Origin of the sequence: Pseudomonas alcaligenes (genome assembly GCF_014490745.1) — a bacterium.
Taxonomy (GTDB): domain Bacteria; phylum Pseudomonadota; class Gammaproteobacteria; order Pseudomonadales; family Pseudomonadaceae; genus Aquipseudomonas; species Aquipseudomonas alcaligenes_C.
On record NZ_LZEU01000001.1, the window covers coordinates 3,310,804 to 3,337,002 of the forward strand.

The 26,199-nt window shown below is 66.0% G+C and carries 32 protein-coding genes; 12 read left to right on the forward strand and 20 right to left on the reverse strand.

What is annotated here, in order from left to right; genetic code table 11:
- Nucleotides 1–26: 26 nt before the first annotated feature.
- Nucleotides 27–593, forward strand: a complete 567-nt coding sequence (locus A9179_RS15020) for a dihydrofolate reductase family protein (RefSeq protein WP_187807024.1) — start codon at nt 27–29, stop codon at nt 591–593.
- Here A9179_RS15020 and rarD read toward each other — a convergent pair.
- The 3 genes from rarD to A9179_RS15035 form a co-directional block, all read right to left on the reverse strand.
- Complete coding sequence (gene rarD / locus A9179_RS15025) at nt 588–1,484, reverse strand: EamA family transporter RarD (RefSeq protein ID WP_187807025.1); 897 nt, start codon at nt 1,482–1,484, stop codon at nt 588–590. The genes A9179_RS15020 and rarD overlap by 6 nt on opposite strands.
- 219 nt (nt 1,485–1,703) lie before the next feature.
- On the reverse strand, nt 1,704–2,303 hold the full coding sequence (locus tag A9179_RS15030) for an FMN-dependent NADH-azoreductase (protein ID WP_187807026.1): 600 nt from the start codon (nt 2,301–2,303) through the stop codon (nt 1,704–1,706).
- Nucleotides 2,304–2,439: 136 nt separating this feature from the next.
- Nucleotides 2,440–2,754, reverse strand: a complete 315-nt coding sequence (locus A9179_RS15035; protein WP_187807027.1) for a 3-phosphoglycerate kinase — start codon at nt 2,752–2,754, stop codon at nt 2,440–2,442.
- Nucleotides 2,755–2,802: 48 nt separating this feature from the next.
- On the opposite strand from A9179_RS15035, the gene A9179_RS15040 reads away from it, so the two are divergent.
- The 3 genes from A9179_RS15040 to A9179_RS15050 are packed head-to-tail and all read left to right on the forward strand — an operon-like array spanning nt 2,803 to nt 5,114.
- Nucleotides 2,803–3,729, forward strand: coding sequence for a LysR family transcriptional regulator (locus A9179_RS15040; protein WP_187807028.1), 927 nt, complete (start codon nt 2,803–2,805; stop codon nt 3,727–3,729).
- A gap of 9 nt (nt 3,730–3,738) precedes the next feature.
- Nucleotides 3,739–4,560, forward strand: a complete 822-nt coding sequence (locus A9179_RS15045; RefSeq protein WP_187807029.1) for an alpha/beta fold hydrolase — start codon at nt 3,739–3,741, stop codon at nt 4,558–4,560.
- Entirely contained in the window at nt 4,554–5,114 is a 561-nt protein-coding gene (locus A9179_RS15050; protein WP_187807030.1) for a peptidylprolyl isomerase, read from the forward strand. Before A9179_RS15045 ends, A9179_RS15050 begins: the two co-directional genes overlap by 7 nt.
- A gap of 51 nt (nt 5,115–5,165) precedes the next feature.
- On the opposite strand, the gene A9179_RS15055 is transcribed toward A9179_RS15050, so the two are convergent.
- The 10 genes from A9179_RS15055 to A9179_RS15100 all read right to left on the reverse strand — a co-directional run bounded on the left by A9179_RS15055 (nt 5,166) and on the right by A9179_RS15100 (nt 12,940).
- Entirely contained in the window at nt 5,166–5,489 is a 324-nt protein-coding gene (locus tag A9179_RS15055) for a low molecular weight protein tyrosine phosphatase family protein (RefSeq protein ID WP_187807031.1), read from the reverse strand.
- A complete protein-coding gene (locus tag A9179_RS15060; protein ID WP_187807032.1) occupies nt 5,486–6,619 on the reverse strand; it encodes a GNAT family N-acetyltransferase in 1,134 nt (377 codons plus the stop codon). The genes A9179_RS15055 and A9179_RS15060 overlap by 4 nt, the downstream gene beginning before the upstream one ends.
- A 140-nt stretch (nt 6,620–6,759) precedes the next feature.
- Nucleotides 6,760–8,112, reverse strand: coding sequence for an OprO/OprP family phosphate-selective porin (locus A9179_RS15065; RefSeq protein WP_187807033.1), 1,353 nt, complete (start codon nt 8,110–8,112; stop codon nt 6,760–6,762).
- Between the two features lie 222 nt (nt 8,113–8,334).
- A complete protein-coding gene (locus tag A9179_RS15070) occupies nt 8,335–8,937 on the reverse strand; it encodes an HvfX family Cu-binding RiPP maturation protein (protein WP_187807034.1) in 603 nt (200 codons plus the stop codon).
- Nucleotides 8,938–8,957: 20 nt separating this feature from the next.
- Nucleotides 8,958–9,665, reverse strand: a complete 708-nt coding sequence (locus A9179_RS15075; RefSeq protein WP_187807035.1) for an HvfC family RiPP maturation protein — start codon at nt 9,663–9,665, stop codon at nt 8,958–8,960.
- Nucleotides 9,662–10,483: an HvfB family MNIO-type RiPP peptide maturase gene (locus A9179_RS15080; protein WP_187807036.1), complete on the reverse strand. Its 822-nt coding sequence runs from the start codon at nt 10,481–10,483 to the stop codon at nt 9,662–9,664. Before A9179_RS15080 ends, A9179_RS15075 begins: the two co-directional genes overlap by 4 nt.
- 18 nt (nt 10,484–10,501) lie before the next feature.
- Entirely contained in the window at nt 10,502–10,816 is a 315-nt protein-coding gene (locus A9179_RS15085; protein WP_187807037.1) for an HvfA family oxazolone/thioamide-modified RiPP metallophore, read from the reverse strand.
- 142 nt (nt 10,817–10,958) lie between these two features.
- Nucleotides 10,959–11,198, reverse strand: a complete 240-nt coding sequence (locus tag A9179_RS15090; protein WP_187807038.1) for an anti-sigma factor family protein — start codon at nt 11,196–11,198, stop codon at nt 10,959–10,961.
- A complete protein-coding gene (locus tag A9179_RS15095; protein WP_187807039.1) occupies nt 11,192–11,800 on the reverse strand; it encodes an RNA polymerase sigma factor in 609 nt (202 codons plus the stop codon). Before A9179_RS15095 ends, A9179_RS15090 begins: the two co-directional genes overlap by 7 nt.
- An 18-nt stretch (nt 11,801–11,818) precedes the next feature.
- On the reverse strand, nt 11,819–12,940 hold the full coding sequence (locus tag A9179_RS15100) for a beta-ketoacyl-ACP synthase III (protein ID WP_187807040.1): 1,122 nt from the start codon (nt 12,938–12,940) through the stop codon (nt 11,819–11,821).
- 403 nt (nt 12,941–13,343) lie between these two features.
- Between A9179_RS15100 and A9179_RS15105 the strand changes: the two genes are divergently transcribed.
- The 5 genes from A9179_RS15105 (at nt 13,344) to A9179_RS15125 (ending at nt 16,975) form a co-directional block, all read left to right on the forward strand.
- Nucleotides 13,344–13,955 carry a LysE family translocator gene (locus A9179_RS15105; RefSeq protein WP_187807041.1) on the forward strand — a complete coding sequence of 204 codons (612 nt, stop codon included), beginning with the start codon at nt 13,344–13,346 and terminating at the stop codon, nt 13,953–13,955.
- Between the two features lie 110 nt (nt 13,956–14,065).
- Nucleotides 14,066–14,791, forward strand: coding sequence for a substrate-binding periplasmic protein (locus A9179_RS15110; protein ID WP_187807042.1), 726 nt, complete (start codon nt 14,066–14,068; stop codon nt 14,789–14,791).
- Nucleotides 14,792–14,889: 98 nt separating this feature from the next.
- Nucleotides 14,890–15,525, forward strand: a complete 636-nt coding sequence (locus tag A9179_RS15115; RefSeq protein WP_187807043.1) for a DUF1326 domain-containing protein — start codon at nt 14,890–14,892, stop codon at nt 15,523–15,525.
- A 3-nt stretch (nt 15,526–15,528) separates the two neighbouring features.
- Nucleotides 15,529–16,311: a DUF2182 domain-containing protein gene (locus tag A9179_RS15120; RefSeq protein WP_187807044.1), complete on the forward strand. Its 783-nt coding sequence runs from the start codon at nt 15,529–15,531 to the stop codon at nt 16,309–16,311.
- 79 nt (nt 16,312–16,390) lie between these two features.
- Nucleotides 16,391–16,975 (forward strand): MFS transporter permease, encoded by a 585-nt coding sequence (locus A9179_RS15125; RefSeq protein ID WP_187807045.1) that lies wholly within the window; start codon nt 16,391–16,393, stop codon nt 16,973–16,975.
- A gap of 32 nt (nt 16,976–17,007) precedes the next feature.
- Here A9179_RS15125 and A9179_RS15130 read toward each other — a convergent pair whose 3' ends face one another.
- The 5 genes from A9179_RS15130 to A9179_RS15150 all read right to left on the reverse strand — a co-directional run bounded on the left by A9179_RS15130 (nt 17,008) and on the right by A9179_RS15150 (nt 21,370).
- Nucleotides 17,008–18,096 (reverse strand): extracellular solute-binding protein, encoded by a 1,089-nt coding sequence (locus A9179_RS15130; RefSeq protein ID WP_187807046.1) that lies wholly within the window; start codon nt 18,094–18,096, stop codon nt 17,008–17,010.
- A gap of 10 nt (nt 18,097–18,106) precedes the next feature.
- Nucleotides 18,107–19,219, reverse strand: a complete 1,113-nt coding sequence (gene aguA, locus A9179_RS15135; RefSeq protein ID WP_187807047.1) for an agmatine deiminase — start codon at nt 19,217–19,219, stop codon at nt 18,107–18,109.
- 97 nt (nt 19,220–19,316) lie between these two features.
- Nucleotides 19,317–20,204, reverse strand: coding sequence for a LysR substrate-binding domain-containing protein (locus A9179_RS15140; protein WP_187807048.1), 888 nt, complete (start codon nt 20,202–20,204; stop codon nt 19,317–19,319).
- Nucleotides 20,205–20,272: 68 nt separating this feature from the next.
- The gene (locus tag A9179_RS15145) at nt 20,273–20,575 is read right to left on the reverse strand and encodes a hypothetical protein (protein ID WP_187807049.1); all 303 of its coding nucleotides are present in this window, start codon (nt 20,573–20,575) and stop codon (nt 20,273–20,275) included.
- Between the two features lie 84 nt (nt 20,576–20,659).
- Entirely contained in the window at nt 20,660–21,370 is a 711-nt protein-coding gene (locus tag A9179_RS15150; protein ID WP_187807050.1) for a helix-turn-helix domain-containing protein, read from the reverse strand.
- A gap of 222 nt (nt 21,371–21,592) precedes the next feature.
- Between A9179_RS15150 and phoA the strand changes: the two genes are divergently transcribed.
- Complete coding sequence (phoA, locus tag A9179_RS15155) at nt 21,593–23,026, forward strand: alkaline phosphatase (RefSeq protein ID WP_187807051.1); 1,434 nt, start codon at nt 21,593–21,595, stop codon at nt 23,024–23,026.
- 189 nt (nt 23,027–23,215) lie between these two features.
- Entirely contained in the window at nt 23,216–24,082 is an 867-nt protein-coding gene (locus A9179_RS15160) for a tetratricopeptide repeat protein (protein WP_187807052.1), read from the forward strand.
- A 59-nt stretch (nt 24,083–24,141) separates the two neighbouring features.
- Here the strand turns inward: A9179_RS15160 and A9179_RS15165 are convergent, their stop codons facing one another.
- On the reverse strand, nt 24,142–24,579 hold the full coding sequence (locus tag A9179_RS15165; RefSeq protein ID WP_187807053.1) for an HIT family protein: 438 nt from the start codon (nt 24,577–24,579) through the stop codon (nt 24,142–24,144).
- A 185-nt stretch (nt 24,580–24,764) separates the two neighbouring features.
- On the opposite strand from A9179_RS15165, the gene A9179_RS15170 reads away from it, so the two are divergent.
- Nucleotides 24,765–25,469 carry a glutathione S-transferase N-terminal domain-containing protein gene (locus A9179_RS15170; RefSeq protein WP_187807054.1) on the forward strand — a complete coding sequence of 235 codons (705 nt, stop codon included), beginning with the start codon at nt 24,765–24,767 and terminating at the stop codon, nt 25,467–25,469.
- A 181-nt stretch (nt 25,470–25,650) separates the two neighbouring features.
- Here the strand turns inward: A9179_RS15170 and A9179_RS15175 are convergent, their stop codons facing one another.
- The gene (locus A9179_RS15175) at nt 25,651–26,151 is read right to left on the reverse strand and encodes a ProQ/FinO family protein (protein ID WP_187807055.1); all 501 of its coding nucleotides are present in this window, start codon (nt 26,149–26,151) and stop codon (nt 25,651–25,653) included.
- Between the last annotated feature and the right edge of the window lie 48 nt (nt 26,152–26,199).

Below are 26,199 nucleotides of genomic sequence, written 5' to 3' on the forward strand. Positions count from 1 at the left end.
CCTTCGTCGGCGTTTGGGGGCAATCCATGAAACCTGCACTGATCTACTACGTGGCCGCCAGCCTGGACGGCTACATCGCCCGTCCGGATGGCCGGGTCGACTGGCTGGAGGCGATCCAGACCAGCCCTGACGACCACGGTTACCAGGCCTTCTACGATGGCATCGACGCCCTGCTGATGGGGCGCATGACCTTCGATACCCTGCAATCCTTCGGCGGCCCCTGGCCTTACCCGGGCAAGCCCTGCACGGTACTGACGCGCAATCCGCAGAGCACCCTGCCGGCCGGAGTGAGCATGCGCCACTGCACGCCCACCGAAGCCCTGGCCGACTTCGCCGAGCTGGGCTATCAGCGCATCTGGCTGGTGGGCGGCGGCTCGCTGGCCGGCAACTGCTTTGCCGCCGGGTTGGTCGACGAACTGGTGGTCAGCCTGGTGCCCTACCTGCTCGGCGCCGGCATCCCGCTGTTTTCCACCGGGCTGGAACGGCCTCTGAGCCTGCACGAGCAACGCAGCTTCAGCAGTGGCGTGGTGCAGCTGCACTACCACGTGCTGCCTGAAGCCAGCCTCGCCGAGCAGCTGCAACCCCCGCTATAGACCGCGGCGGGCCTGCTTGCGCAACAGGCGCGCGCTGTCCCATCCGGTCAGCAGCACAGCCAGCCAGATCGGTGCATACGTCCACAACTGACGCAGATCGAAGGCCTCGCCGAGAAACACCACCGCCACACCGAACAGCAGTACCGGTTCGACATAGCTGAGGATGCCGAACAGCCCCAGCGGCAGCAGGCGGCTGGCGGCCATCATGGCGCCGAAGGCCAGGGCACTGAGCAGGCCCAACCCAGGCAGCAGCCACCACAGCTGCGGCGCCTGGCTGTACACGGCGGGCGGCCCGTAGGCGTGGATCAGCCAGATGGCCAGCGGCGCCAGCACCAGCATCTCCAGAACGAAACCGGACAGCGCGTCCAGGCGCATCCAGCGGCGCAGCATGAAATACGGCGGGTAGCCCAGGGCCGCCACCAGCGTCACCCAGGAAAACGCCCGGGTCAGCCACAGCTCATGCGCCACCCCGAGCAGGGCGCACACGACCGCCAGACGCTGCAGCGGACGCAGGCGCTCGCCGTAGAACAGCCGGCCGACCAGCACCATGGCCAGCGGCAGCAGGAAGTAGCCGAGCGAGACATCGAGCATGCGCCCGGCCAGCGGCGCCCAGACAAACAGCAGCCACTGCACGCCCATCAGCACGGCAGCCAGTAGCAGCGCAGGCACCAGCAGCGGCTCGCGCCGCAGGCGAGCCAGGGCCGCGCCCAGCACCGCCCACTGGCGCGCCAGGGCCACCAGCAACAACACTGCTGGGATCGACCAGAGCACGCGCTGGGCGAACACCTGCAGCCCATCCAGCGGCGCCAGTTCGCGGACATAGCCGGGAATCAGCACGAACAACAGCGACGCGGTAACCGACAGCACCACGCCGCGCCCCGAAAGCCTCATATACCCTCCCCGGCGGACAAAAGGCGGCGACCTTACCCCAGCCTCCCGACAGAGGGAAGGCAATATGCACCAGCATGGCGCATCGGCCGTCTCGCCACCTCTGTGCGGGCCCGCAGAGAGTGTGGATCGGTAGGCATAAAAAAGCCGGCCGAGCTCTCACTCGACCGGCAGGGGTGCACCCGGAGCAGGGTGCAGGAGAGTAGCGGGAAGATCGGGGAGTCAGGCGACCTTGGCCAGTTGCTCGCGGGCCTTGGCCAGGCCTTTCTCCTGGAACTCGGCGCCCATGTTGAGGCCCTCGGCATGGATGAAGGTCACGTCATGGATGCCGACAAAGGCCAGCGCCTGGCGCAGGTAGGGTTCCTGGTGATCCAGGGCACTGCCGCTGTACACGCCGCCACGGGCGGTGAGGACGAAGGCGCGCTTGCCGGTGAGCAGGCCCTGCGGGCCGGTCTCGGTGTACTTGAAGGTGACGCCGGCACGCAGCACATGGTCGAGCCAGGACTTCAGGGTGCTGGGGATGGCGAAGTTGTACATCGGCGCGGCCAGCACCAGCACATCGGCAGCCACCAGTTCGTCGGTGAGCAGGTTGGAACGGGCGGCGGCAGCCTTCTCGGTCGCGTTCTGCTGCTCGACCGGTTTCATCCAGCCACTGAGCAGGTCGATGTCCAGGTGCGGCACCTGCTCCACGGCCAGGTCGCGGATCTTGATCTGATCCTGCGGGTTGGCGGCTTGCCACTGGCCGATGAAGTCGGCGGTCAGTTGGCGGGATACCGAACCTTCGGTGCGGGCGCTGCTTTCGATAACCAGGACTTGGGACATGACTTGAACTCCATCGGGGTTGTTGTGCGTCGATGGAGAAAGACTAAGGTGAGACATATCGATAAAAAAGCGTAAATATCCGCTTTAAATAATCGATTAAGTTGATTTGTCAGTAGCCCCGCACTAGGCTGCTGGCTCAGAGCGGCCTGCACTCCAGATCGACCCGCAGCTTGATGATCTTGCGGCCGAACTTCAGGGTCAGGTTGGTGCTCTGCCCCGGCTGCAGCTCCGCCTTGCGCGTACGTGGTGCCTCGGGGCCATTGCGGAACACCGCGCTGCAGGTGGCAGCGGCCTGGCCGTAGTTGAACAGCATGACCGAGCCGATATCGGCGTCGATGTCCTCGACAGTGGCGGAGACTTCCGCACCATTGAGCTGCTTGTTCAGCTCCGTCGGGTAGGCAAAGGCAGTCAGCGGCAGCAGCGCGGCAAAGGCCAGGCAGAGTTTTTTCATCGACAGTCTCCCAGTGAGGAGGCACAGAGTAGAGAAGAGGAAGCGGCGATGAAAGCGCCCCGTGTCACCCTGGATCAATGGCGCACCCTGCAGGCAGTGGTCGACCATGGCGGCTTCGCCCAGGCTGCCGACGCCCTGCACCGTTCGCAGTCGTCGGTGAGCTACACCGTGGCGCGCATGCAGGAACAGCTCGGGGTGCCGCTGCTGCGCATCGACGGGCGCAAGGCAGTGCTCACCGAGGCCGGCGAAGTGCTGCTGCGCCGCTCGCGCCACCTGGTCAAGCAGGCCAGCCAGCTGGAAGAGCTGGCCCACCATATGGAACAGGGCTGGGAAGCCGAAGTGCGTCTGGTCGTAGACGCCGCCTACCCCACCGCCAACCTGGTGCGCACCCTCTCCGCCTTCATGCCGCAGAGCCGCGGCTGCCGCGTGCGCCTGCGCGAGGAAGTGCTGTCCGGGGTCGAGGAAGTGCTGCGCGAAGGCTCCGCCGACCTGGCCATCAGCAGCCTGGATCTCACCGGTTACCTGGGCATGCAGCTGAGTGAGGTGGACTTCATCGCCGTGGCCCACCCCGAGCATCCCCTGCACCGCCTGCAGCGCACCGTCAGCTTCCAGGATCTGGAGAGCCAGATGCAGGTGGTGATCCGCGACTCCGGGCGCACCCAGCCGCGCGACGTCGGCTGGCTCGGCGCCGAGCAGCGCTGGACGGTGGGCAGCCTGTCCACCGCACGCACCTTCGTCAGCAGTGGTCTGGGCTTTGCCTGGCTACCCGCGCACATCATCAGCCGCGAGCTGGAAGAAGGCCTGCTCAAGCCGCTGCCGATGGAACAGGGTGGCATCCGCAAGCCGCGCTTCTACCTTTACAGCAACAAGGATCGGGTACTCGGCCCGGCAACGCAGATCCTCATCGAGCTGATCAAGAACTTCGACAACGCGCCGCTAACTGCCCCCTTTGCCGCGCCGCTGTCGGCCAACTGAGGTCGCCCCATGTCCTACTACGAACGCGACGGCTGCCAGCTGCACTACGAAGACCGCGGCCACGGCGAGCCCGTGCTGCTGGTGCACGGCCTGGGCTCGAGCATCCAGGACTGGGAATACCAGATTCCCGAGCTGGCCAAGACCCGCCGCGTGCTGGCCATCGACGTGCGCGGCCATGGCCGCTCCGGCAAGCCGCGCGCGGCCTACCAGATGAGCGACTTCGCCGCCGACGTGAGTGGCCTGATCGAGCACCTGAACCTGCCCCGGGTGCATCTGGTGGGCATCTCCATGGGCGGCATGATCGCCTTCCAGCTCGGTGTCGAACGCCCCGAGCTGCTGCGCAGCCTGACCATAGTCAACAGCGCGCCGGAAGTCATCGCCCGTACCCTGGGCGAACGCTGGCAGCTGGCCAAGCGCCAGGCGCTGTCGCGCCTGCTCAGCCTGGAAACCATCGGCAAAGGCCTGGCGCGCATCCTCTTCCCGCGCCCGGAACAGGCCGAACTGCGGCACAAGGTCGAACAGCGTTGGCCGCAGAACGACAAGCGCGCCTACCTGGCCAGCCTCGACGCCATCATCGGCTGGGGCGTGCGCGAACGCCTGGGCACTATCAGCTGCCCGACCCTGGTGGTCAGCGGCGACCGCGACTACACCCCGGTGGCGCACAAGCAGGCCTACGTGAAGGAACTGCCCAATGCCCGGCTGGTGGTGATCGAACAGTCGCGCCACGCCACACCGATGGATCAGCCAGAAAAATTCAACGCCACCCTGGTCGAGTTCCTCGACCAGGTGGAGCTCCACCGCCAAGAAACCAAGGATGCCCAACCATGCTGAACAAGATCGTCCTCGCCGCCTGCAGCCTGCTGCTGAGCTTCAACCTGCTGGCCGAGCCGGCCAAGCAGCCCCACGTCCTGCTGACCACCAGCCTGGGCGACATCGAACTCGAACTGGATGCCGACAAGGCGCCGGTGAGCGTGGCCAACTTCCTCAGCTACGTGAATGCCGGCTTCTACAACGGCACCCAGTTCCACCGGGTGATCCCTGACTTCATGATCCAGGGCGGCGGCTTCGATGCCGAGCTGAACCAGAAGGACACCTTCAAACCGATCAAGAACGAAGCCGACAACGGCCTGCGCAATCTGCGCGGCACCCTGGCCATGGCCCGCACCCGCGACGTCAACTCGGCCACCAGCCAGTTCTTCATCAACCACAAGGACAACGACTTCCTCGACCACGGCAGTCGCGACTTCGGCTACGCGGTATTCGGCAAGGTGGTGCGCGGCATGGAGGTGGTCGACCGCATCGCCAAGGTGCCGACCAGCAACCGCGGCATGTTCCAGAACGTACCGCGCCAGCCGGTGCTGATTCTCAGCGCCAAGGTGCTCTGACCTCTCGCCGGGTGGAGCCGCCCGGCTCTGCCCACCTCCGCACCTGGCTGCTCAGCGCAGCCAGGCGCCGACCTTGCGCTCCAGCAGACTCACCAGCTCCGGCTGCATGTACTGATAGTCGTCGGCAATACCCAGGCAGATCACCCGCTTGCCCTTGAGCAGGCTGGCGAAACGCTGCTGCAGGCGCTTCTGGTGCACCTTCTCCATCACGAAGATCAGCTCGGCCCATTGCACCTGCTCGGCCGACAGCAGCACCTCGGCATCCGGGCTGAGGCCCGCCGAATCGCTTTGCACGCCCGGCCAACTGGCAAATACCTGCTCCGCCGTCGGGCTGCGCAAACGGTTGCGGCTGCAGATGAACAAGGCGCGAATCATCCGCAACCCGCCTGGCGGTAGGGCAACAGCGTGCGCGCCTCCTCGGCATAGGCCCGGATGGCCACGCTCTCCTCGGCGAGGAACTCGCTGACCGCCGCTCGCAGTCTCGGATGCAACAGGTAGTGCCAGGAGCGGGTAAGCACCGGCTCGAAGCCACGGATCAGCTTGTGTTCGCCCTGGGCGCCGGCATCGAAACGTCCCAGCCCCTCCGCAATGGCGCACTCGATGCCCTGGTAGAAGCAGGTCTCGAAGTGCAGCCGGTCGAAGTCGCCCAGGCAGCCCCAGTAGCGTCCGTAGAAGGTCTCGCCATCCACCAGGCTGAAGGCCATGGCCACCGCGCGGCCATGGTGCCGGGCGCTGACCACGCGAATGGCTGCGGGCATGCGCTCGGCCAGCAGACTGAAGAACTCCCGCGTCAGGTAGGGAGCCCGACCGCGCTCGTGGTAGGTGTTGGCATAGCAGGCGTAGACGAAATCCCAGTCCGCCTCGCCCAGCTCGCCGCCCTGCTGCCAGCGAAACTCGATGCCCTGCCCCGCCACCTGCTCGCGCTCCTTGCGCAGCTGCTTGCGTTTGCGTGAGGTGAGCGCGTCGAGGAAATCCTGGAAATCGCGATAGTCGCGATTGAACCAGTGGTACTGGCAGCCCAGGCGCTGCAGCCAGCCCTCGCGACCGGCCAGCAGCTCATCGCTATCGGCCTGGGTGAAGTTGATATGCAGGCCGGACAGGCCCTGGCGCGGCAGCTCGTGCTCCAGCTCGTCGAGCAGCTGCAGCGCCGCCGGTGCAGTGCCCAGCAGGCGCTGGCCGCCCACCGGGCTGAACGGCACGGCACCGAGCAGCTTGGGGTAATAGGCGATGCCGGCGCGCTGGCAGGCATCGGCCCAACCCATGTCGAACACGTACTCGCCGTAGGAATGCGCCTTCACATAGGCCGGTAGCGCCGCCAGTGGCTGGCCATCCGCCGCGCAGAGCAGGCGGTGGGAAGCCTGCCAGCCGCTGCGCCCGCCCACACTGCCGCTGTCTTCCAGAGCCGAGAGGAAAGCGTGGCGCAGGAACGGCTGCGCCCCGCACAGCAAGGCGTCCCAGGCGGCGGGCAGGAGTTCATCGAGACGGTCGAGGGTGCGGATCGGCATGCACGCAGTCTGGCCTGTCGTCCGGACAAAAAAAAGCCCTGCACAGGCAGGGCTTAGAGGAGCAGCTCCAGCATAAAACCGTAGAGCCGGTTCAGCCCTGGCAGCGAAAGAGGGCCCGCTGCCAGGGGCGTCGAACAGATTTAGAACACGTACTGAGCGCGCACTACGAAACCGTCGCCGTCGTCGTCGCCAACCGAGTTGGTGGCGTTGTCGACTTTGGAAGCAACGTACACGCCGCTGATCTTGATGGCTTCGTTGGCGTACCAGTTCACACCCAGGTTGTGCACCTTGCCTTCGATGTCGTCGATGCTGCCGAAATTCTTGCCGGCTTTGCCGTCGGCGTTGAGGAAGGCAGAGTAGTTGTTGTTGTCGTCGGTGCTGATGTTGTCGTAGCGGTAGAACACTTCCCAGGCACCGATCTGCTTGTTGGCAGGTTTGATCGCGTCGAACTTGCCGAGCTTGTAGCCACGCGGCTCGCCGGTCAGGGTGTAGGCCAGTTGTACGTAGTAGCCATCGGCATCGACGTCATCGTAGGCGTTGTCGTCGGCCTTCAGGGTACGCGACACGTATTCGCCCTGGACGGAGAACGGACCGGTAGCCCAGGCCGCTTCCAGACCCCAGGCGGCGTCGTCGTCGAAGGTGCCGGCGGCGGTGTTTTCCGCACCGCCCAGGGTCAGACGGTTGCCGTTGTCGCCTGCATCCTGACCACCGTCGGTGCTCACACCGCGGATACCCAGGCGGCTGCGCAGGCGGCTGTCGAACTTGCCGTCGGAGACATCGCGCTGGGCGAAGTTGACGCCCAGGTGCAGGACGTTGCCGGCATCGTGCATGGGGGCGAAGACGCCGCGCAGGTTGAACTGCTTGGAGCTGTTGCCATCATCGTCGGCGTTGTTGGCGTCTTTGGCGAACACACCGGCCGAACCGTACAGGGAGGCGCCGGAAGTGCCGGAAACCTGGATACCCATGCCGCCGTTGTGGGCGTTGGTCCAGTCGACCAGGTCATAGGCAGCAGTGCGTTCCTGGGCGGTTACCCACTTGGAGCTGGTGGCTTTTTCCAGACCGAATTCCGGGTCGAAGCGGCCGACCTTGATCGCTACCGGGGCGAAGCCGTTGTAGGCCAGCGAGGCCTCGTCGAAGTAGCCGTCTTCCTTGCGGTTGTCGCCGCCGGAGTTGTGCGAGAAGTCGTAGTTGATCTGGTAGGCCCAGTCGCTGTACATCACGCCACCAACTTCCAGGTAGGCGCGGCGGAAATAACCGGCGTCGGCGCTGTCGCCATCCTTGGTGTAGAAGCCGTTGAAGGTGCTGTAGTCAGCCTGTACGCGGCCGCCCAGCTTGAAGCTGAATTCTTTGTCGGTGGTGCCTACTTCCAGGCCACCTTTGGTCTTGATAACGATGTCGGAACCGTCGGTGGTGACGGTACCGGCGAAAGCCTGGGCGGAAATGGCCAGAGCCAGGGCGCTGGCGGCAAAACCGGCGAAGTGCTTACGGATCATCGAAGAATTCCCCTATTGGTCTTTAGCGTTGAAATACACGCGGGCGGGTGCCCTTGGTGCTGGAGGGGAATCTTGGCGGGGGGTTATTTCAGCCCAGTTGCTTTTAGATGAAAGTTAAATGACAGCGGAACTTCTTACTCCGATCGTTCATAAGTAACAAAAAGCCTCAGCGACGTGCCTTTGCGCAGGGGTCAGCGGGCTGGCTCCTGCGCAAGCCCTCAGTCACCAGGCCGCCGACCGCCAACGCCGCGCCAGCCAGTGATCCAGGCTCAACCAGCGCCCGGCGCCAGCGAAGAACAGCACCAGCAGCATGATCAGGTAGGTAGCGGCGAACTCGATGCCATTGTTCAGCACCACCAGCTTGCCGCTGCTGGTCAGCCAGTCGTAGTTGCCATGTTCCTGCAGCAGCTCGCGGGCCCGCGCCAATTTCTCCACCGAATCCAGCACGCGCTGGTTGGCGAACGGCGCGCCGGCATCGGCGATGGCCTGCCAGCCGTAGGGCCAGTGCACGCTGACGATCGCCACCAGCATGGTCACCATCAGCGGGATGCTGATCCAGCGCACCGCCAGACCACACAGCAGGAGGATCGCCCCGCCAGCCTCGGTGAGTGCCGCCAGCCAGGCCAGCAAGGTGGGAAATGGCAGGCCCAGGCCCCAGTCGGGGTTGCCGAACCAGGCGATGGTGGCGTCCATGTCGGCCAGCTTGTTCATCCCGGCCATCCAGAAGATCGGCACCAGGTACAGGCGCAGCAGCAGGGGCGCAAGAAAGTCGAGACGACGTGTGGCGTCCAGGCCATCCTGGAGGCGATTGAGCAAGGTGAGCATGATGATCTCCGCTGGCCGTATCAGGCCGTGGTCGGGGGGAACCAGATGGCCTGGCGCTGCCACTCCTGCAGCAGCGTGTGGGCCTGGCTGAAATAGTTTTCGTCGGCATCCAGCCCGCCTGTGCGGGCCAGTTCCAGCAGTGCCTCGCTGCTCGCTTCGCCAGCCTGCAGGCGCAGCGCCAGGTGATAGGCGAACGGTGAGAGCTGCTGGAAGCGCACCTGGTCGCCTGCATCACGCCAGGCCAGCAGGCAGGTCGGCTCGGCCGGCGGCGTTAGCGGCTGGCAATCCACGCCCAACTGCTGCACCGGCCACACATAGGCCAGCGGCCAGGCCAGTGGCGACCAGCCCTGCTGCGGCAACTCGTCGCTGGCCACGTCGAGCGCCAGTTCCACCCACTCGTAGTGGGCCAGCTCCAGCAGGAACGGCGGATCGCCCGCCTCGGCCACATAGCCCTGCTGCAGCCAGGCGATGAACTCCTCGCCGATCTGCAGGAAGTACGGCGTGCGGCAACGATGACCGGCGATGAAGGCACGCAGCAGGCGCTGCCAGCGCGCCTCATCGCACAGCCGCTGCAGCACCGGGAAGCCGCTGGCGATAAAGCTCTCGATGTTGTTGAAGAACAGTTCCTCGTACAGCGCCATGCGCTCGGCCGCGACACCGGGTAACAACGGCACCGCATCGGGCTGGCGGATACGTGCGGCGAAGGCGTGCAGATCCTGCGTACTCATGGCCGCGGCTCCTGCTGCAAGGCACGGATCTGCGCCACCTCGGCATACAGCTCGGCCACCGGCGGGAAGTTGAAGTCGCGCTCCAGCAGGGTCGGACGCACGCCATGCACGCGGTAGGCATAGTCCAGCAACTGCCATACCGGGTCGCACACCGGCGCGCCATGGGTATCCACCTTGAGCTGCGGGCTGCGCTCGGCATGCCCGGCCAGGTGCAGGTAGGCGATGCGCTCGCTGGGCATCGCGGCGATATAGGTCTGCGGGTCGAAGGCGAAGTTGTGGCCGTTGACGTAGACATTGTTGATGTCCAGCAACAGCGCGCAGTCGCCCTCCTCCAGCACCGCGCGGACGAAGCTCGCCTCGTCCAGCTCGCCGGGCAGGCGCGCATAGGCCGAGACGTTCTCGATGATCAGCGGCCGCTCCAGCACCTCCTGCACGGTGCGGATGCGCCGGGCGACGTGCTGCACGGACTCGGCGCTGAACGGCAGCGGCATCAGGTCGTACAGCTGCCCCTCGTCGGCGCAGGCCGACAGATGCTCGCTGTAGCCACGGATGCCGTGCTCGTCGAGAAACGCCTTGATCGCCTTGAGCAGGGCCATGTCCAGCGGTGCGTAACCGCCGAGGTTGAGCGACAGACCATGGCAGAGAAACGGCAGGCGCTCGCTCAGGGCGCGCAACTGGCGGGCAAAACGCCCGCCGATGCCGATCCAGTTCTCCGGGGCGACCTCAAGGAAGTCGACCTGGCCAACGGCGCTGTCCTGCAGCTGCGCCAGCAGCCCGCGCCGCAGGCCGAGGCCGGCACCGCTGACAAAGCCTGGCATGGTCATGTCCATCACTGCTTACTCAGCCTTCTTCGCGCCGCAGCTGCCTTCCTTCATGGCCTTGCCTTCTTCGCCGCAGCTGCCCTCCTTGGCCGCCTTGCTGGCACCGCACTTGCCTTCCTCGGTTGCCTTGGCCGCATGCTCGCCCTGCTTCATTTCGGCGCCGCACTTGGCTTCGCCGCAGGAACCGTCCTTGGCTTTTTCCGCGGCTGCCAGGCTGTAGCCGCTGCTCAGTTCCTGGGCGGCGAAAGGGTTGCTGGCGGCGTGCGCGGCAAAGCTGGTACCGACCAGGGCAAAGCCGAGGGTGACGATGGCGCAATTCAGATTGTTCATGGGGTCTCTCCGGGTTGGGTCTTTATTCGAGAGGCCGGTATGGCCCCTTCGCCACACTAGACGGAGCACCCTGGACGGCGTTACAGCCGCCACAAAGATTTTTTCGCAGGCAGAAAAAAGCCCGGAGATTCCGGGCTTGTGTTCAGTCCTGGGTCGACTGCCTGCGCTGCTGCGCCAGGCGTTCGGCCAAGGCATCCAGCTCGGGAATGGCACTGTCCGGCAACTTGCGCAGCACCGCCTGGGTCACCCGCATCTGGCGGATGAAGCGCCGGCAGTTGCGGCAGCTGGCCAGGTGCACGCGCACAGCCAGGCGCTGGCGAAAGCCCAACTGGCCATCGAGAAAATCACTGGAGTGCGCCACCAGTTCCTTGCAACTCAGCATTGGCCGGTCTCCTCGAAATGCTCAAGGGTGGCGAACACCTTGAGTCGTGCACGGTGCAGCAGCACCCGGACATTGGAGAGAGAAAGCTCGAGAAGATTACAGATCTCCTCCAGTTCCAGACCCTGACGCTCACGCAGCAGCAAAACACTGGACTGCATCTCCGACAGGCTGGCCAGGGTCTTTTCCAGGCACTGACGCAGTTCTTCCTCGCTGAGCAGCGCCTCGGGCGAGTCCTCATGCCAGGCGAACGGTGCCGCCGCCCAGTGGCCATCCTCGGCAAAACGCTCGCCGCCGATGCTACCGTGCGGGGCCGGCAGGTCATCCAGCAGCACCTCGCGGCGATGCTGCTTGAGACGGGTCTTGGCCGTGTTGGCGGTGATGGTCAGCAGCCAGGTCTTCAAGCTGGAACGCTGCTGGAAACCGTCGAGGTTACGTACCACCGCAAGCCAGGCGTCCTGCACCACCTCATCGGCATTGCGGCTGCCGACTATGGCGTAGGCCACCGCGCGCATGGCGCCCTGGTAACGGGCGACCAGCTCGCGGAAAGCTGGCTGCTCACCGGCCAGCAGGCGGCTGAGCAGTGCCTCGTCAGTCCCTGACATCTGCGCGCTCCAGGCGACTTAGTGCTTGCGCAGAATGACGCTGCCGATGGAGTAGCCGGCACCGAAGGAGCTGAGCACGCCCAGGCTGCCGGCCGGCAGGTCGTCCTGGTTCTTGTGGAAGGCGATCACCGAACCGGCCGAGCTGGTGTTGGCGTAGGTGTCGAGGATCACCGGCGCCTCGTGCGGTTCGGCATCGCGGCCAAGCAGCTTGCGGGCGATCAGCAGGTTCATGTTGAGGTTGGCCTGGTGCAGCCAGAAGCGCTTCACGTCGGCGACGTTGAGCTGGTTCTCGTCCAGGTGGGCGGCGATCAGTTCGGCCACCAGCGGGCAGACTTCCTTGAACACCTTGCGGCCTTCCTGGACGAACAGTTTGTCCGGGGCGCCGATGCCCTCTTCCGCCGCGCGGTTGAGGAAGCCGAAGTTGTTGCGGATGTTGTTGGAGAACTGGGTCAGCAGCTTGGTGCCGAGGATGTCCCACTGGTACTTCGAGGTGGCCAGGTCGGCACGCTCGATGATCACCGCCGTGGCGCCATCACCGAAGATGAAGTGGCTGTCGCGGTCGCGAAAGTTCAGGTGGCCGGTACAGATTTCCGGGTTGACCATCAGGATCGCGCGGGCCTGGCCGGTCTGGATCGCGGTGGTCGCGGCCTGGATGCCGAAGGTGGCCGAGGAGCAGGCCACGTTCATGTCGTAGCCCCAGCCGTTGATGCCGAGGGCCGCCTGCACTTCGATGGCCACGGCCGGGTAGGCGCGTTCCAGATTCGAGCAAGCGACTATCACCCCGTCGATATCGGCGACGGTGCGGCCGGCGCGCTCGAGCGCTTCCTGGGCGGCGCCGACGGCCATCTGGCAGAGGATGCCCCACTCGTCATTGCTGCGCTGCGGCAGGCGCGGGGTCATGCGCTGCGGGTCGAGGATGCCGGCCTTGTCCATGACGAAGCGGCTCTTGATGCCCGATGCCTTCTCGATGAAGGCCGCGCTGGATTCGGTCAGCGCCGCCACTTCCCCGCGCTCGATGGCGGCGGCGTTGTCGGTGTTGAACTGTTGTACATAGGCATTGAAGGAAGCGACCAGCTCATCGTTGGAGATGCTGTTGCTCGGGGTATACAGGCCAGTGCCACTGATTACGGCTTTGTGCACGGGGCATTCCTCTTCTTCTTGGCTGCCGACAGGCAGCAGGCTAACGGTGGGTCTGTGGCCGCCGGGCCGCAGACGCGAATCGGGTGCAGGCAGGACTTCTCGCCGAGTACCGGGCGGGCCGCCGCAAAGCGCAGAGTGTGCCATAGCCAGGCGCGCAGCGCTGCCTCCGCACGGCGGGTGGCGAAGTCCGTGGCGTCTTTCTGGAGATGCTCGCCGAGGCCGGCAAGACACAGGCTTCGTGCGGCGAATTTCGCCAAAAAACCGGGCTTTCATGGCCGATCAAGCGAAAACGCGAGCCCTGCTGGCTGCCAGGCCGGTCACCCTGCCCCGGCCTTGGCTTGTGCCGCCCGGCCACGATCGGCTAGCGTGCCGACAAACCGGTTGCCCCTGCGAGCACACGCCCATGGCCCTGCACACCTGGCTCATCTACCTCACCGCGGTCATCGGCCTGGCGCTGACACCGGGGCCCAACGGCCTGCTCGCCCTGACCCATGGCGCGCTGTATGGCCACCGCCGCACCCTGTGGACGATCTGCGGCGGGGTGTGCGGCTTTGTCATCCTCATGGCCCTGTCGATGTTCGGCCTCGCCGCCCTGCTCAAGGCCTCGGCTGAGGCGCTGACGCTGCTCAAGTGGCTTGGCGGCGCCTACCTGGTCTGGCTCGGCTTCCAGCTGTGGCGCGCCCCGCCCCTGCACCTGGGCACCGTCGCCCCGGCAGCGCAGAAACCCGGTTCGGTGCTGCTGCGCCAGGGCCTGCTGTCGGCGCTGTCCAACCCCAAGGTGATCCTGTTCTACGGCGCCTTCCTGCCACAGTTTCTCGACCCGGCGGGCGACCTGTGGCTGCAGTTCGCCGTGATGGCGCTGACCTTCGCCCTGGTCGAAGGCCTGACGGAATACCTCCTGGCCCGCTCCGCCCAGCGCATCCGCCCCTGGCTGGAGCGCAGCGGCAAGGGCTTCAACCGCTGCTGCGGCGGACTGTTCGCCCTGATGGGCTGCGCCCTGCCGCTGACCCGCTGAGAGGCAGCGCCTGCCGCGCGGATACAAGGCCGCCGGTTTCTGGTTAAGCTAGCGCGGTTTATCCGAGATGCCCTGGCGCGCCAGGCCGAATCACTCGCCCCGGTACCGCCATGCGCCTGCCGCTTCTCGCCCTCCTGCTGCTGTGTGCCGCCGCCCTTGCCGAAGAGCGGCCACTGCGTTTCTCGGTGACCGAGAGCTGGGCCATGCCGATGATGCAGATCGAGCACGGCCAGGCCACTGCCGGCATCCTCTACGACCTGCAGATGCGCCTGGCGGAGAAAGTCGGCCGGCGCGCCGAACTGATGGTGATGCCACGCCTGCGCGTGCAGCAGATGCTGGTACGCGGCGAGATCGACGTGCGCTGCTACGTCAACCCGGCCTGGCTCAGCGAGTCGCACTACCAGTACATCTGGAGCGTGCCGTTCATGATCCAGCCCGACGTGCTGGTGCGCCGCGCCAACGACCAGCCAGTGCCCGTCGAGCAGGCCCAGGGCGCCCTGGTCGGCACCGTGCTGGGCTTCATCTACCCGAAGCTGGAGCCGCTGTTCGCCAGCGGCCACCTGCGTCGCGACGATGCCCGTACCCAGGCACTGGCGCTGGAAAAGCTGGAAGCCAACCGCTACCGCTATGCGGTGAGCAACGACCTGGCCCTGCAGTGGTACAACCGCCGCCAGCCGCCCGCGCGCCAGCTGCAGGAGGCCGGCGAGCTGAGCGCCGACCTGGTCGCCTGCATCGTCCGCGACGCCCCGGATGTGCCGACCATGCAGCTGCTGCGCGCCCTGGTGCAGATGAGCAACGACGGCGAGTTCACCGCCATCCTCGCCAAGTACCGCTGAGCCCCTGCCGCTGATCAGCGCAGGCGCCTCGGGAGTCACGCTCGACTAGCCTTGCAAGAGGGGGATACCTGCCCCGTCCGCGACGGGAAGGAGGCACCATGAGCATGGCCGACTGGCGGCTGCAGGGTGACGAGTTCGCCACCTGCAACTGCAACTGGGGCTGCCCCTGCCAATTCAGCGCCCGTCCCACCCACGGCAAGTGCGAGGCGGTGGTGGCGATGCGCGTCGATCAGGGTCACTTCAACGACATTTCTCTCGCCGGCCTCAGCTGGGTCGGCACCTTCGCCTGGCCCGGCGCCATCCACGAAGGCAATGGCAGCTGCCAGGTGTTCGTCGATCAGAACGCCAGCGAGGCCCAGCGCCAGGCCTTGCTGACCATTCTCTCCGGCGGCGAAACCGATCCGGGCAGCACGGTGTTCCAGGTCTTCGCCAGCACCATCAGCACCATGCATGAGCCGCAGTTCGTGCCTATCGAGCTGGAAGTGGATGTCGACAGCCGCGAGGCGCGGGTGAACATCCCCGGCGTGCTGCACGCCAGCGGTGAACCACTGCGCAACCCGGTCAGCGGCGCCGCCCAGCGTGCGCGCCTGGTCTTGCCCGACGGCTTCGAATTCACCGAGGCGGAAATGGCCAGCGGCAGCTACGCCACCGAGAACCTGGTGCGCATCCACTCGCAGAACAGCCACGGGCATTTCGCCCACCTGCACTTCACCGGACGCGGCGTCGTGCGCTGAACGATGACCGCCCCATCGTCAGCCGACCAGTCCCTGCCGCGTAGCGGGCAGGGCTGGCTGCTGGCTGGCCTGCTGCTGCTCATTGCCCTGGCCTGGTTCGAGCTCTGGCGCCTGGGCCAGGCCATGGCCGCTTCCGACGGCATGCTGGCGATGGCCATGATGGGCATGCCGATGCCCTGGCAGCTGACCGATGCCGTTCTGATGCTGGCCATGTGGACGGTGATGATGGCGGCGATGATGCTGCCCAGCGCCCTGCCCATGCTGCTGCTCTACCGCCTGATGCTGCGCCGCCAGGGTGACGCTCGCCAGACCCTGGCCCTGGCCCTGTTCGCCAGCGCCTACCTGCTGGTCTGGAGCGGCTTTGCGCTGCTCGCCACCCTGCTGCAGTGGCAGCTCGACAGCCTGGCCCTGCTCACTCCGGAGCTGCGCAGCAACAGCACCGGGCTGGCCGCCGCCCTGCTGTTCGGCGCCGGCCTGTACCAGTGGCTGCCGCTCAAGCAGGCCTGTCTGCGCCATTGCCAGGGCCCGGTGCTGTTTCTCGTCGGCCACTGGCGCCCGGGCCCGAGCGGTGCCTGGCGCATGGGCCTGCACCACGGCCTGTATTGCCTGGGCTGCTGCTGGGCGCTGATGGCCCTGCTGTTCGTCGTCGGGCTGATGAACCTGCTGTGGGTCGCCGTACTGACTGCCTATGTACTGCTGGAAAAACTGCTACCCGCCGGCCCCTGGCTGGCCCGTGGCGCCGGTCTGCTGCTGATGGGCTGGGGCCTGCTGGTGCTGTGGCACTGAGCGCGGCGGCGTGACCCAGCACCTGTCATCCGACAACTGCTCGGTTAGACTGGGCGCTTCCAGCCAGTAAGGACACAGCATGGACAACCTCTACAAGACCCCCGAAGCTCCCCTGCTCGACGGCAGCACGCCCAGCCGCGGCGCCTTCTTCGTCACCTCGACGCGCAAGATGGCCATCCTCTATATCGCCACCCTCGGCCTGTATACCCTCTACTGGGGCTACAAGCAGTGGGACAGCCAGCGCCTGAGCATGCAGCCCAAGCACATCATGCCGGTGTGGCGTTCGATCTTCATCGTGTTCTTCATGCACAGCCTGTCGCGGCGCATCTGCGAGCGCCTGCACAAGCAGGGCATGGTAGGCGAAAGCGGCAGCGGCGCCGCCACCCTGTTCGTCTTCCTGGTGGTGGTCAGCAGCGTGCTCAGCAGCGTCACCTCGCGCAGCGATCTGCCGGCCATCCTCGATGTCCTGGCCATGGTTCTGCAGCTCGCCTCGCTGCTGCCGATGCTGAACATCCAGCGCCTAGCCAACCTGGCCAGCGACGACCCGGACGGCGCCAGCAACGACAGCCTGTCCGGCAGCAATATCGGCTTCATCATCGTCGGCGGCCTGTTCTGGCTGCTCTATCTGCTCGGCCTGGCCATGCTCCTCAGCGGCACCGCCTGAGCCCGTAGGCGGCGCCCGCTCGGGTGCCGCTCTTACAACCCCGATTTCAGCTTGCTGAACGCCCGCGTCAGGGCCCGGTTGAACGCCGGACTGTTGTCGTTCTTGGTGTACAGCCGCGCGCGCACCTCGGCCGGCGGGTAGGTGCCGGGGTCGGCGAGAATCGCCGGATCCACCGTGGCGGCCGCCGCCGGCACCGCGTTGGCGTAGCCGATGCTGTTGGTCACCGCACCGATCACCTCCGGACGCATCAGGTAGTCCATCAGCGCCAACCCGGCCTGCGGGTGCGGGGCATCGGCCGGAATGACCATGGCATCGAACCAGATCTGCGCGCCCTCGCGCGGGATGCTGTAGCTGATCTGGTAGGGCTTGCCGGCCTGCTGGGCCTGGCCGGCGGCAATCGCCACATTGCCGTTCCACGACATCGCCAGGCAGGTGTCGCCATTGGCCAGGTCGGCAATGTTGCGGTCGTTGTCGAAGTAGCGGATATACGGCCGCACCTTGGCCAGCTGCGCCTCGGCGCGCTTGAGGTCATCGAGGCTCTGCTGGTTGATGTCCAGCCCCAGGTAGCTGAAGGCGGCGGCGAACACCTCGTTGGGGTCGTTGAGAAAGCTCACCCCGCAATCGGCGAACTTCGCCACCACCGCCGGATCCATCAGCATGGCCCAGCTGTCTACCGGCGCATTGGCCATGCGCTTGGCGATGGCCTGCTGCTGGTAGCCCACGCCGGTAGTGCCCCAGGCATAGAAGCCGGCGTAGCGATTGCCCGGATCGAAGGCCGCCATGTGCCGGGCGAACTCCTCGCCGATGCCGGCGAAATGCGGCAGCGCGGCCTTGTCCAGCGGCTGCAGGGCGCCACTGCCGATGGCCCGCTGCAGGTGCTGGCCGGCGGTCAGCACCAGGTCGTAGCCACTGTGCCCGGTGAGCAGCTTGGTCTCCACCGTTTCCAGGGAATCGAAGTGGTCGGCCACCACCCGGATGCCGCTCTGCTTCTCGAAGTTCGCCAGGGTGTCCGGCGCCAGGTACTCGTTCCAGATATACAGGTTGACCTGCTGCGCCTCGTCCGCCTGCGCGTGGGCGCAGACGGTCAGGGCCAGGGCCAGCAACGAAGCGGGCACGCGCATGGCAGTCTCCTTAGCCGCGCTTGGGCGCGGCGTATTGCGGCATGGTGATGCAGGCGACGTTGCCGCCACCGAGGAGGATTTCCCGCGAGTTCTCGATGCCGAGGATGCGGTGCTTGGGGAACAGCTCGGCCAGGGTGGCCTGGGCCAGGCGGTCGCACGGATCGTTGAACAGCGGCACGACGATGGCCGAGTTGCCGGCGTAGTAGTTGATGTAGGAGGCGCAGATCTGCGTGCCGGCCTGGCGGGTATGGGTGGCGTCGTCCTGATCCAGGCCCTCGGCCTCCTCCGCCGTCCACTCCAGCACGCGCGGCTGCGGCAGCTTGTGCACTTCCAGCTCGCGGCCCTGGGCGTCGCGGGTGCTGCGCAGGATGTCGTAGGCCTCCTGGTAGATCTCCCACTGCGGGTCGTTGCGATCATCCGTCCACTGCATCACCACCACGCCAGGGCGGACGAAGCAGGCCAGGTCGTCGATATGGCCGTCGGTTTCGTCGAACTTGCAGCCGCGCGGCAGCCAGATCACCTGCTCGGCGCCGAGGTAGTCCTGCAGGCGGCGGGTGATCTCGTCCTTGCCCAGGTGGGCGTTGCGGTTGCGGTTGAGCAGGCACTGCTCGGTGGTCAGCAGGGTGCGCTGGCCGTCAGTCTGGATGCCGCCCATCTCGGCGATGAAGGGCGCGCGGTAACGGTCGTAGCCTTCGATCTCGAGGATCTTCTGGGCGATCTGGTCGTCCTTGTCCCAGGGGTAGTAGAGGCCGCCATCGAGGCCGCCGTAGGCGTTGAACTCGAAGTCGACGCCGCGCACCTCGCCCGAGTCGTCATTGACCAGGAAGGCCGGGCCGCTGTCGCGGAACCAGGTGTCGTTGCAGGTCATCTCCACCACCCGCACATGCGCCGGCAGCTGGCGCCGGGCATTGGCGTACTGGCTGGCCGAGGCGCACACGGTGACCGGCTCGCTGGTCGCGATGGCGCTGACGATGTCGACCCAGACCTTCTGTGCCGGCTTGGCGCCGTTGCGCCACACGTCGGTGCGCTCCGGCCAGCCGAGCCAGCAGCGGGCCTTGGGTTCGAATTCACCGGGCAGGCGGAAGCCGTCGGCTTTGGGCAGGGAGGTCAGGGAACGGGCCATTGCAGGGTACTCGTCGGTGGCTGTTGGATAGCGCGACAGTACCCGTGGCAGAGCGCCCGCGACCAATGACCATTATCGCGGGATAGATGAATCCAATTCAGATATCAGCCAGCTGATCGGTGAACCACTCAACGAACTGCGCCACCGCCGGCTTGTCCAGGCGCAGGCGCTCGCAAACCAGCGCGTACTGCCCGAGCGCCGCCACGCTGGCGGCGAACGGACGCACCAGGCGGCCGCTGGCCAGATCCTCGGCACTGGTCAGGTTGTCGCCGATGGCCACGCCCTGGCCGCGAGCGGCGGCTTCCATGGTCAGCCCGGCATGGCCGAGGTAGAGATGGCGCTGCGGCTGGATATCGCCGGCGTGGGTGGTCAGCCAGGCAGTCCAGGTCTTGCCGTCCTGGTCGTCATGCAGCAGGCAGTGGCGCGCCAGGTCGCGCGGGTGCTTGAGCGGCAGCTGGTTGAACAGGCCGGGACTGCACACCGGGAAGAACAGCAGGGTCGGCAAGGGCCGCACGAAGTAGGCGCTGGCATCCGCCGGGCCGGTGCCGTAGGTGATCGCCAGATCGATTTCCTCGCCGGGCTGGGCCGCCTCCAGCGGCTGCTCGTAGAGGTGCAGGGTGATCTGCGGATAACGCTCGGCAAAATCCGCCAGGCGCCCGACCAGCCACTTCTGCGCCAGCTCGGCGGTCACCGCGATGCGCAACTGGGCCTGGGAGCCGGGGTCGCGCAGCTCGTCGCAGGCATCGAGGATCAGCTCGAAGGCCTGCTGCAGGCTGTGCAGCAGGCGCCTGGCCTGTGGCGTGGGGCGCACCTGACGGCCCTCGCGCTGGAACAGCGGCGTGCCGAGCTGCTCTTCGAGCTGGCGAATCTGATGGCTGACTGCGCTGTCGGTCACGCACAGCTCGGCGGCGGCGCGGCCGAAGTGGGCATGGCGGGCAGCCGACTCGAAGGTGCGCAGCGCGGTGAGGGATGGCAGGCGACGCATGCGTTCTGGCTCCGACGGGAAAGCCCGCATGCTTGCCTGGCGCCGCCGCGAAGTCCAGTAGGTGCTGGCTAGAGTTGCCCGGCGATGCGCTTCTGACAGCGCTGCGACACATCACGCAGCTTGTCGAGCAGCTCGGGCGGCAGTTGCTGGCCCTGCAGGGCGGCGAGCTGCGGCGGGGTAAAGCTCTGCTCGATGCCCGTCACCGTGCAGCTGCAGTATTGCTTGGCAAGCCCCTCGTCGAGGGCATCGCGGGCGCTGATCAGGCAACCCTGTTCGAAGGTGTCGCGCTCCTGTGTCGACCACGCGCCGGCCATGGCCGACAGACTGGCCAGCAGCAGTGCCGCGCCGATCATTCCCTGCAATCTACTCATCGATCCTGATCCTTGTTTGCCCTGCGCCAGTTCACGTCATTCTTCCGCTACTGACAAGCCTGTCCAGTCGACCGCCCCAGGCCACTACAGTTCCAGCTCGCCCTCGGCCAGCAGGCACAGGCCGGTGAAATTGAGAATTTCGATCTCCCGCCCCGCCACCTGCACCAGCCCCTGCTGCTGCAGGTGACTGAAGCTGCGCGAGGCCGTTTCCATGGCCAGGCCCAGGTAGTCGGCGATGTCCTGGCGCGACATGCTCAGGCGAAAGCGCAGGGCGGAGAAACCGCGCTCGCGAAAATGCGCCGACAGGCTCAGCAGGAAGGCCGCGAGGCGCGAGTCGGCCGCCAGGCGCGACAGCAGCAGCTTGACCTGCTGATCCTCGTGGATCTTGTGGCTCATGATCAGCAGCAGCTGGTGCATGAAGCCCGGCGTCTGCTGCGCCAGGCGCTCCAGCTCGGCGAAGGCGATGCGGCTGCACAGGGTCTGCTCCAGGGCAATGGCCGAAACCGGGTAGCGGCCTTCGTCCAGGCCCGAGAAACCGAACAGCTGGGTGGGGAAATAGAAGCCGGTGATCTTCTCCAGCCCGGTCTCGCTGCTGGTCACCACCTTGAGCGAGCCGGCGCGCACCAGAAATATGCAGTCGAAGGCATCCCCCTGGTGGAACAGATGCTCGCCCTTGTGCAGCGAGCGCCCCGGCTGGCTGATCGCGTCCAGCCCGGGCAGCGCCTCAGCGCCGGGCGGTGCCGGTGACAGCCGGCAATTGCGGCAGACCGGCTGGCTAGTGACAGGCTGGTTCATCCATAGACCTCGGTGCGCGACAGGGACTGCCTATGACCATAGCAACTCTCATCGCCCTGCAGGGTCGCCCGGCCAATCCGTGAGGCAGTTCCCAGTAGCTGTCATCAGCGCTTAATCCGCCCGCTCTACCTTCGCCTTGTTCGATCGCTCAAGGGGCCAGACAACCTGGCAGCAGTCCCGCCCATGCACCTCTCTACCACCACTCAGCACAGGGATTTCCGCATGACCACTCGCACTCCGCTGGCCCTTTCCATCGCCCTCGCCGCCCTGCTCGGCAGCGCCCCGAGCTTCGCCAAGGACGACCCGCAGGACGCCAAGGCGCTGATGAACCGCCAGGCCCGTGGCGACATCACCGAACACGGCGGCGCCCGCCGGGTCAGCCGCGACCTCACCGACGCGCTGAAGGACTCGCTCAGCGACAAGACCGCGAAGAACGTGATCCTGCTGATCGGCGACGGCATGGGCGACTCGGAAATCACCATCGCGCGCAACTACGCCATGGGCGCCGGCGGTTTCTTCAAGGGCATCGACGCCCTGCCGCTGACCGGCCAGTACACCCACTACGCCTTGCACAAGGACAGCGGCCTGCCGGACTACGTGACCGACTCCGCCGCCTCCGCCACCGCCTGGTCGGCCGGGGTCAAGACCTACAACGGCGCCCTCGGCGTGGACATCCACGAGAAGCCGCACCAGACCCTGCTGGAAATCGCCAAGCAGATGGGCAAGGCCACCGGCAACGTTTCCACCGCCGAGCTGCAGGACGCCACCCCGGCCGCGCTGTTCTCCCATGTCACCGGGCGCAAGTGCTACGGCCCCAACGCCACCAGCATCCAGTGCCCGAGCAATGCCCTGGAAAACGGCGGCCTCGGCTCGATCACCGAACAGATGCTCAACACCCGTGCCGACGTGGTGCTCGGCGGCGGCGCCGCCACCTTCGCGGAAACGGCCAAGGCCGGCCAGTGGGCCGGCAAGACCCTGCGTACCCAGGCCGGCGAGCGCGGCTTCCAGATCGTGGAAAACCTCACTGCATTGAAGGCCGTGACCGGCGCCGACCAGAAGAAGCCGCTGCTCGGCCTGTTCTCTTCCGGCAACATGCCGGTACGCTGGCTCGGCCCGCAGGCCAGCTACCACGGCAACCTCAACCAGCCGGCCGTGGTCTGCCAGCCGAATGCCGCCCGCACCGCCGAGATCCCGACCCTGGCCGACATGACCGGCAAGGCCATCGAACTGCTGAAGAACAACCGCAAGGGTTTCTTCCTGCAGGTCGAAGGCGCCTCCATCGACAAGCAGGATCACGCCGCCAACCCGTGCGGGCAGATCGGCGAAACGGTCGACCTCGACGAAGCCGTGCAGAAGGCCCTGGCCTTCGCCAAGGCCGATGGCAACACCCTGGTCATCGTCACCGCCGACCACGCCCACTCCAGCCAGATCGTCGCCCCGGAAACCTCGGCGCCCGGCCTGACCCAGATGCTCACCACCCATGACGGCGCGCCGATGGCGATCAGCTACGGCAACTCCGAAGGCAGCTCCCAGGAACACACCGGCAGCCAGCTGCGCATCGCCGCCTACGGCCCGCATGCCGCCAACGTCACCGGCCTGACCGACCAGACCGACCTGTTCTTCACCATCCGCGACGCCATGGACAGCAAGAAGTAACGGCGCTCGCGCTGGCGTCACCCGTAGCGCGAGGCCTCCCCTCCCCGCGCTCCGTTTGAAGGGCGTGCCGTCAGCGGCACGCCCTTTTTTCATGCGCCGTAGCGCTTGTCGTACGACCGGCAAATTGACTAAGGTCGGCAGCAACTCAATCCCAGGATCGGGATACTCACCGCAGACAGGACGGAACCCATGCGCACCCTGCCCCATCTCTTGCTCAAGAGCCTCGCCAGCCTGCCCCTGCTGCTGGCCCTCAATGCCCAGGCCGAGGTCGCCCCGGGCTGCGAGGTGAACATCGACTCGAGCAGCGCCGAAAACATCTTCCAGTACCACTCCCAGGCCAGCAACGGCGACGCCTGCAGCCAGTTCAACCTGGGCTACCTGCACTACACCCAGCAGGAATATGAGAAGGCCGAAAAGTGGTACGCCAAGGCCGCCGAACAGGGCATCAGCCGGGCCGCCTTCGAGATCGCCATGCTCTACCGCGACAACTTGCTGCCCGGCGGCAAGGAGCCGCAGATGCGCTGGCTGCAACAGGCCGCCGAGCAAGGCCTGGCCATGGCCCAGGCCGAGCTGGGCAGTGAGCTGCTGGATGATCAGCAAAATGGCAACGAGCTGTTCATCGCCATGCAGTGGCTGGAGAAAGCCGCCACCCAGGGCCACGCCCAGGCCCAGTACCTGCTCGGCGAGCAGTACTGGACTGACCGCCACGCCACCCTGGATGTGAGCATCGACCCGGACGGCGACGAGCTGTTCCAGCGCTACACCAGCAACGACAGCAAGGCGCTGTACTGGCTGTGCCAGGCGGCGCAGAACGGCAGCGAGTTCGCCCAGTACAGCCTCAGCGATGCCTACAGCCGTGGCCGCGGCATGCCGGTCGACCAGATGCAGAGCCGGCTCTGGCTGGAAAAGGCGGCGGCCAATGGCGACCCGGATGCCATCGCCATAGTCGAGAACGATACCAGCAGCTGGGAGAGCAAGGCCGAACTGTGGGTCAAACGCCAGCTGGGCGACAGCGAGCCGCGCTGCCCACAGATCGCCCTCGCCCTGCCGCAGTAAGCCCCATGAAAAAAGGCGTGCCGGCATCACCGGCACGCCTTCTTTCCCATCCGGCTTGCTTAGCCGTTAAGACGTTTCACCAGCCTGGCCTGCAGCTGCTCCAGCTCGGCCGGCTCGGCCTTGCTGCTGGCATGCACGCCGAGCGCCTCGCCCTCGAAGCGCGGCACGATATGCATGTGAATATGGAACACCGTCTGCCCGGCCGGCGCACCGTTGAACTGCGCCACCTGCACCCCGGCCGGCTCCAGTTCGTCGACCAGCACGCGGGTCAGCTTCTGCACCACGCCCATGACCTTGCCCAGGGAGTCCGCGTCGATCTCCAGCAGGTTGCGCGCCGCCGCGTTCTTCGGGATCACCAGGGTGTGGCCGTAGGACTGCGGGAACAGGTCGAGGAAGGCCAGTACGTCGTCATCCTCGTACAGCTTGTAGCAAGGGGCCTCGCCACGAATGATCTTGGCGAAGATGTTCTGCGGATCGTATTGGCCATGCAGGCTCATGGGTCTCTCCCGGACACTGGTTGCGAGTGCAGCACCATACCGGCTCGCCCGGATGCTGAAAACCGCCGCAACATCGCCGGCGCCGATAGGCATTAGCAAAAGGTTCGATTTTTCCGCGCCGGCCGCTCGTGTTCTGATCCACCCATCCGCTGCCGCCTGCGCAGCCTCACCCTCAGGGAAGCCCCATGACCGCTCTCTCCGCCTACCCCATCACCCGCAAATGGCCGGCCACCCAACCCGAACGCCTGCAGCTCTACTCGCTGCCCACGCCCAACGGGGTCAAGGTGTCGATCATGCTGGAAGAGATCGGCCTGCCCTACGAGCCGCACCTGGTCAGCTTCGACAGCAACGACCAGTTCAGCCCGGAATTCCTCTCCCTCAACCCGAACAACAAGATCCCGGCGATCCTCGACCCCAACGGCCCGGACGGCCAGCCGCTGGCCCTGTTCGAGTCCGGCGCGATCCTCGTCTACCTGGCGGAAAAGACCGGCCAGTTGCTGCCCCAGGACGCCGCCGGGCGCTACCAGGCCCTGCAATGGCTGATGTTCCAGATGGGCGGCATCGGCCCGATGTTCGGCCAGCTCGGCTTCTTCCATAAGTTCGCCGGCAAGGACTACGAAGACAAACGCCCACGCGACCGCTATGTCGCCGAATCGGCCCGCCTGCTCGGCGTGCTCGACCAACACCTGCAAGGCCGCGACTGGATCATGGGCGAGCAGTACAGCATCGCCGACATCGCCGTGTTCCCCTGGGTGCGCAACCTGATCGGCTTCTACGGCGCCGGCGAACTGGTGCAGTTCGAGCGCTTCACCAATGTGCAGCGAGTGCTGGAGGCGTTTGTCGCACGGCCGGCAGTACAGCGCGGCCTGGCGATTCCAAAGCGGGATTGAGGGAAGTTACAGGGTGATCGGCGCGGCTGGATAACCTATCCGCGCGGCACAAGGCTTAGCCATCCGCACCTGTGCAGTGTGCGGATGGCAGAAACCGGCCATAAGCCGCCCCTCGATCACCTTTGGCGCCCGGCCCCATGCCTGGTGCCATCGGGCGCCTCGATGCCAAGCACGAATGAATTTAATCCGCGCGCTGCTCCACTGCGGTATCGGCGGCGGCACGGTCTTTCGGCTTTGCTTGAGTGCGTCGCGCCTGTCTGCGCTGCCGCTGAGCCTGCTGCTTCGCATGGAGCGCCTGAGCAGCGGTCACTGCGCCAACTGCCTGGCCGCTCAAGTCCAAGCGCGGCGCATTCTCGGTCATGCTGCTCCAGTATCGACTTCCCTGGCACCAGGCAGCGATGCCCAGCTTGAGCTGTTCGCTGGATATGCCGAGCAACTCCAGGTGCTGCTCGGCATCCTTGAGGATGCCCTCCTTGAGCGGAACCTTGGGGGCCGGATTGACCGGAAAGGCCAAGGGGAAGTGCTTCTGCAGTCGCCAGATCGCTTCTACCGCAGGATCTTGCTCACGAGGCTTCGTTTGCGGGGCCGGCTTGCGCTTGCGCTGCTTCGTGCTCTCCGGCGCTACCTGCTCTTTTTCAGCCCGCAGGCGGTCACGTAGTTCAGCTAGTTGTTCAAAACCCATCGTTCAGTTCGCAGCCTAATGGTTGGTTCGTGGCGCAAGGTTATCCCA